This is a genomic window from Microvirga sp. P4_G7 (assembly GCF_056401005.1).
On sequence record NZ_JBFUKD010000207.1, the window covers coordinates 1 to 5,612 of the forward strand.

At 64.2% G+C, this 5,612-nt stretch carries 7 protein-coding genes and 1 pseudogene; all 8 read right to left on the bottom strand.

What is annotated here, in order from left to right:
- A pseudogene (locus AC1DT3_RS10800) lies at positions 1-380 on the bottom strand (heme lyase NrfEFG subunit NrfE); the annotation flags it as partial.
- Positions 381-393: 13 nt separating this feature from the next.
- Positions 394-855 carry a cytochrome c maturation protein CcmE gene (ccmE, locus tag AC1DT3_RS10805; protein WP_477465259.1) on the bottom strand — a complete coding sequence of 154 codons (462 nt, stop codon included), beginning with the start codon at positions 853-855 and terminating at the stop codon, positions 394-396.
- On the bottom strand, positions 852-1,937 hold the full coding sequence (ccmI, locus tag AC1DT3_RS10810; protein ID WP_477465260.1) for a c-type cytochrome biogenesis protein CcmI: 1,086 nt from the start codon (positions 1,935-1,937) through the stop codon (positions 852-854). Before ccmI ends, ccmE begins: the two co-directional genes overlap by 4 nt.
- A 71-nt stretch (positions 1,938-2,008) precedes the next feature.
- Positions 2,009-3,406, bottom strand: coding sequence for a sensor histidine kinase (locus AC1DT3_RS10815; RefSeq protein ID WP_477465261.1), 1,398 nt, complete (start codon positions 3,404-3,406; stop codon positions 2,009-2,011).
- Entirely contained in the window at positions 3,403-4,074 is a 672-nt protein-coding gene (locus AC1DT3_RS10820) for a response regulator transcription factor (RefSeq protein WP_477465262.1), read from the bottom strand. The genes AC1DT3_RS10815 and AC1DT3_RS10820 overlap by 4 nt, the downstream gene beginning before the upstream one ends.
- 15 nt (positions 4,075-4,089) lie before the next feature.
- Positions 4,090-4,404, bottom strand: coding sequence for a PepSY domain-containing protein (locus AC1DT3_RS10825; protein ID WP_477465263.1), 315 nt, complete (start codon positions 4,402-4,404; stop codon positions 4,090-4,092).
- Positions 4,405-4,450: 46 nt separating this feature from the next.
- Entirely contained in the window at positions 4,451-5,209 is a 759-nt protein-coding gene (locus AC1DT3_RS10830) for a glycoside hydrolase family 108 protein (RefSeq protein ID WP_477465264.1), read from the bottom strand.
- A 7-nt stretch (positions 5,210-5,216) separates the two neighbouring features.
- On the bottom strand, positions 5,217-5,612 hold a 396-nt coding region (locus AC1DT3_RS10835; protein WP_477465265.1), incomplete at its 5' end, for a hypothetical protein.

Consider the following 5,612-nt stretch of genomic DNA (forward strand, 5'->3'; position numbering starts at 1 on the left):
GCCAGGGTGTTGGCCTTGAGCCTGATCGGCACGCTGTGTCTGGCAAGGGCGACCACGGCGCCGAACAGGGTCAGGATGAGGATCCAGAGAAGCATCGAGCCCTCATGGTTCCCCCACACGCCGGAGATCTTGTAAATCAGCGGCTTTGCCGAATGGGAATTCTCCACCACGTTGATGACGGAAAAATCGGAGGTGACGTAGGCCACCGTCAAGGCAAGGAACGCAAAAGCGACGCATCCGAACACGGCCAACGCGGTCGGCCGGGCGACGCTCATCAGAACGGGATCATTGACCCTCGCCCCCCAGAGGGGCACCGCGAATTGAACGACGGAAAGTCCGAGCGCCAATGCGAGCGCAAAATGTCCAGCCTCGACGAGCACGCGGTCAGCTCCCTCAGTTCCGAGCCTGTTGTGGAGCGTTTTGCGGCTCCTTCCAATGGCCTTGTCGCCGCAGGGTGTCCGCGACTTCGCGCGGCATGTAGCTCTCGTCGTGCTTCGCCAGCACCGTATCCGCTCGGAAGACGCCGGAGGGGTCGAGAACGCCCTCCGCGATGATCCCCTGCCCTTCGCGGAAAAGGTCCGGGAGGATGCCTTGGTAACGCACGGCGCGCACGTCCGTCGTGTCGGCCACCTGGAACACCACGACCTGATTGGGCTGACGCTCGACAGATCCGTCCTTCACCAGACCGCCGAGGCGAAAGCGCGTCCCCGGCTGGACGCTCTTCGCCTGAATGTCGGCGGGCGAATAGAAGAACACGATGGTGTCGTTCATCGCATAAAGCACCAGCCCGAGCGCGAGCGCGAGCACACATCCCGAAGTACCGATCAGGGTGAGGCGGCGTTGCTTTCGCGTCATGGTGTCAGCTTCAATTCACGAGCCATCGCGTCGATCGATTGCAGCCCGGCTTGGTCCTTCGCAAGGGCGAGGCGAGCGCGGGAAAACGCTAGCATGGCTTTGTCCCGTTGCCCAAGCACGACGTAGGACCGCATCAGCCGTCCCCACTCATCCGCGTTCCCGCCCTGGGTTTCGAGCCGTTCAGCCAGCCCGGAGACCATGCCCATGATCGCGTTCGCATCGGGCATGGCCGCATTCGGCGACGCATCGAGGCGCGTGAGCTGTTCCTTGACGGTGCCGAGCCAGGGCGCATCCGCCGGCGAAGCGCTGAGAAGGGCCGTGTATTCCGCACGCGCCTTGTCCCGCTGCCCGTCCTGCTCCGATGCCCGGGCGAGATAGAAGCGGGCTTTGACGAGAGAAGGGTCGAGCGCGACGGCCCGTTCGAAGGCCTTCTTCGCCTCCACCGACACGAGACCGTCCCGCGCCGCCACCATGGCTTCACCGTAATTGGCAAATCGATCGGCGCTCTTGCCGTCGGTTCCATTGCCCAGGAGCTTGATCGCAGTCGCGTAAGCTTTGACGGCATCGTCGACCCGGCCCATGCGCAGATAGACCGGAGCGATGACGTCCCAGCCGCGGCCATCGTCGGGCTTGGCGGCGAGGTGTTTCTCGATCTGCCCGACGGCCGTCGCGAGATCGACCTGGCCGTCGGCTTGAGGACGGGCCGTCGCAACGGCGCTGGACACATGCGGCGAGCCATACGCGCCATAGACAGCGAGCGCGACGATGGGGATCAGCGACAGGGCCAGGGTCGACACGGCGCGGCGGCGGCGAAGGGCCGGCTCTCCGACGGCGTACGTCATCACATCGCGGGACGCCGTAGCGGACAAGAGCCGACGAGCAGCCTCGGCCCGGGCCGATTCGGCCTCGGCGGGAAGCAGGAGGCCGCGCTCCTGATCGCGTGCGATCTCGGCCACCTGATCGCGGTAGAACTGCGTGTTCGGGTCGAGTTCRGCAACGGACGCGCGATGGCGCGACAGCGGCCAGAGCACCGCCATCACGGCCGCCGCCGTCATTACCGAAAAAATGATCCAGATCACCATGGCTGCCTACTTAACCCGGGCTAGGCTGAAGCACGACGGCGGCACGGTGTCACGCGCAAACCGTCTCAGGCTCAGTGCCCGTCCCCCGGAAGCTCGAGTTTGGCTCTCAAGCCCCCGAGCGGCGAAGCCTCCAGGATCAAGCGACCGCGATAGAGAGCCGCGAGGTCACTGACGATGGAAAGTCCCAAGCCCGAACCCGGTTTCGTCTCGTCGAGACGACGGCCGCGTTTGAGCATGTCCTGACGGGCATTCTCCGGCAATCCGGGACCATCGTCGTCGATGAGCAGGTAGAGCCAGGGCCGATCGTCGCGATGGACCGCTTCGACCGTGACCTTGACGTGACCAGCGGCCCATTTCGCCGCGTTGTCGATGAGATTGCCGGCCATCTCCTCGAGGTCCTGGCGCTCCCCGCGGAAACGTGCGCTGGCCGGACAGGCGAGCTCGATCTTGAGGTCCTTGTCCCGATAGATCTTTCCGAACGTGCGGGTCAGCCCCGCGAGAACGGGCTCCACGGTGGTGAAAGTGCCGAGCGCTCCGGCGATCGCCGCAGCGCGCGCGCGATCGAGATAGTAGTTGACCTGATCGCGCATCAGCGTCGCCTGCTCGCGGATTTTCGCGGCGACCTCCTCCGGCGCGGCCTCGGCTTCATTGACGACGATGCTGAGCGGCGTCTTCAGGGCGTGCGCGAGATTGCCGACCTGCGTTCGTGCGCGTTCCAGGATTTCCTTGTTCGTCTCCAGAAGCAGRTTCACTTCGCTGGCGAGGGGGGCGATATCCTTGGGATATTCCCCCTGGATACGCTCGGCCTCGCCGCGCCGGATGGCGCCGAGCGCAGCGCGCAGCCGAACGAGCGGCTGCAGGCCGAAGCGAATTTGCAGCAACGTCGTGAACCCGAGCGCCAGGCCCAACAGCGAAAAGGTCACGACGAGCGCGACCGAAAAACGCCGCAGGCTCTCGTCGATCTCGTCGGCCGGGCCGCCCACGCGAATGATGAAGCGCCCCTCCTRCCCGACGTCGATGTCGCGCTCGATGAGCCGCAAGGCTCTCTCGTCCGGCGCCTTGCCGTAGCCGCGGCGGATTTCTCCGAACTTCGCCTGGCCCTCCGGCGCGCTGAGGCTCGCCAATTGCCCACCGAAAAGCGATTTCGACGAGCGGGCCTCCCCGGCCTGCGCATCGGGACGAAGCACTTGCCAATACCAGCCGGAAAGCGGCAGCTCGAAACGCGGATCGCCGATGGGGCCGAGATCCCGGTCGGGATCGCCGGGTGCGACGAGATTCGACGCGAGGGTGTTGGCATAGACCAGAAGACGCTGGTCGAAGGCCCGCTCGGTATTGTCGCGGTAGAGCGCCGCGAGGATCAGCCCCGCGATCAACAGAATGACGAAGCTCCAGAAGACGGACGAAACCGCCAGTCGAACGGCGATGGGCCGGCCGGCCAGCTGCGTGAGGAGCCGGCGCAGGCGGTTCACGCCGGCGCTCTGTTCATGTCGAGCAGGTATCCGAGGCCACGGACCGTTTGAATGATATCGACGCCGAGCTTCTTGCGGAGCCGCCCGATGAACACTTCGATGGTGTTCGAGTCCCGATCGAAATCCTGGTCGTACAAATGCTCGGTCAACTCGGCGCGGGAGACGATGCGCCCGGTATGGTGCATAAGATACGATAGCAGCCGGTATTCGTGGGACGTGAGCTTCACCGGATTGCCATCGACCATCACGCGGCCCGAACGGGTATCGAGCCTGACGGGACCGCAGGCGATCTCGCTCGTCGCGTGCCCGGTGGCGCGCCGCAACAGGGCGCGGACGCGAGCGAGGAGCTCTTCCATGTGAAAAGGCTTGGTGACGTAATCATCGGCCCCGGCGTCGAAGCCTTGAACCTTGTCGCTCCAGCGGTCGCGCGCCGTGAGAATGATGACGGGCATCTTCTTGGCGTCTCGCCGCCACGCGTTGAGAACGGACACGCCGTCGACCTTCGGGAGGCCGAGGTCGAGAATGACGGCATCATAGGGCTCCGTCTCGCCGAGAAACTGCCCCTCCTCGCCATCATACGCCTTGTCCACGGCGTAGCCGGCCTGTTCCAGGGCCGTGACGATCTGCTGATTGAGGGTCTGGTCATCTTCGACGACGAGAAGGCGCACCGTGGAAATCCTTTTTTAGCGAACCGATTTGACCGTCCCGGAAGGACCGTCGACCATCACTTGTACGATTCTGCCGTCCTTCTGCAAGGCCATGATGACGTAGACCAGCGCCTCGTCCGAGCGGCAGAGGTTGGCGCGCAGCACGTCTCCGTTGGGAACCTGCCGCCGCGCCGTCATGATGGCGGAGGCCGGCGCGACCACGCTGTTCTTGGCGACAGCCTCTTGCATTTCGCGTGCGGGCAGGCACTCGCGCACGGAAGTCGGCGCACTCTGGGCGCGAACCGCCCAGGTGCAGCCAAAGAACAACACTATGAGAACAACGAAACGCATGCGGGAATATTGACCCAACCGGCGTGAACGCTGCCTGAATGCAATATCACTTCAGAATTTGTCGCGTTGCGATGATCCGGAAGAAAGTCGAGGCGATGAAGCTGCCGGCCGCGATGACCTGCACGAGCGCCTCCGACAGCGCGTTGGCGTCGAGAGACGATACGTCGAGCCCCAGCAGTCCCGCGGCGACGGCGAGAAGTCCCACCGTGTTGGCCCAAACGGTCCGGCTGGAGAGAATATCCTTGGTGTTCGTCATGATGTCAGTGTCCTTGTGCTGGAGAAATTTCGTGGCCCCCACCCGGAGGCTTGCGGCGCGCTCGACGGCGCGTACCCGCCGGCGCCAACCACGACCGAAGACCGGCCATGTTTCGAGACTTTCGAGGAAAGCGAGGCGTTGCCGCGACAGATCGCGGATCACCCGTTGCGGTGCGTCGGCGCGCACTGCGCGAAGCGTTTCAAGGCCGACGATTCCATCATCTTTGATGTCGAGGACACGCTGCAATGTTCGAACCGCGCGTTGCGGCCCGGCGTGAACGGCAAAATCGAAGAGGGCGAGATCGATTCCGGGTATCATGTCGTCTGCGCGAACGACGTTCCAGAACAGGTGGCGATAGAGGTCGCGCGCGTCCTCGATCGTCAGGTTGCGGACATCGTCGCTCGTCACCTCGCTGCCACGGAAACGCGCCAACGTTTTCTGCGTGACGCCGAAATTCGTGGCGCCGCCCGGATCCCGATCGTCCTCATTGAAACCGCCTTCGTGGTGCAACACGATACGAAGGGCGGATCGAAATGCTGAATCTGTCACTATGTGCTCAAATCTCCGCATCGAGGCCGAGAAAGGCCGTCGCGCCGAGGTGCAGGTATCCGGATGCGCCGCTCGTTCCGGACATCGTCGTGCCTTGAATCCGCAGAACGATGCCGCTCGCGCCCGCGCCTCCGAACGTCGAGGCGATCAATGTCCCGCTCATCGTCACCCAGGTGAGATTAGTGCTCTCGAAGAACGCGCCTTGGTTGCCGATCGGAGACGACGCCGACCAGGTGAAGGCGCTCGACACGAGAACGGGCGTACCGCGCATGACGACCGGCAGCGTGATCGGTATTTCGACGGCGTTGGTGGAAACCCGCTGGCCGAGGYCCGCGAGAATCGCAGTGCTGGTCCCGCTCATCGGCAGCCGCTGGTAGTAGCGCCGGCAGCGCAACTCTTCGAT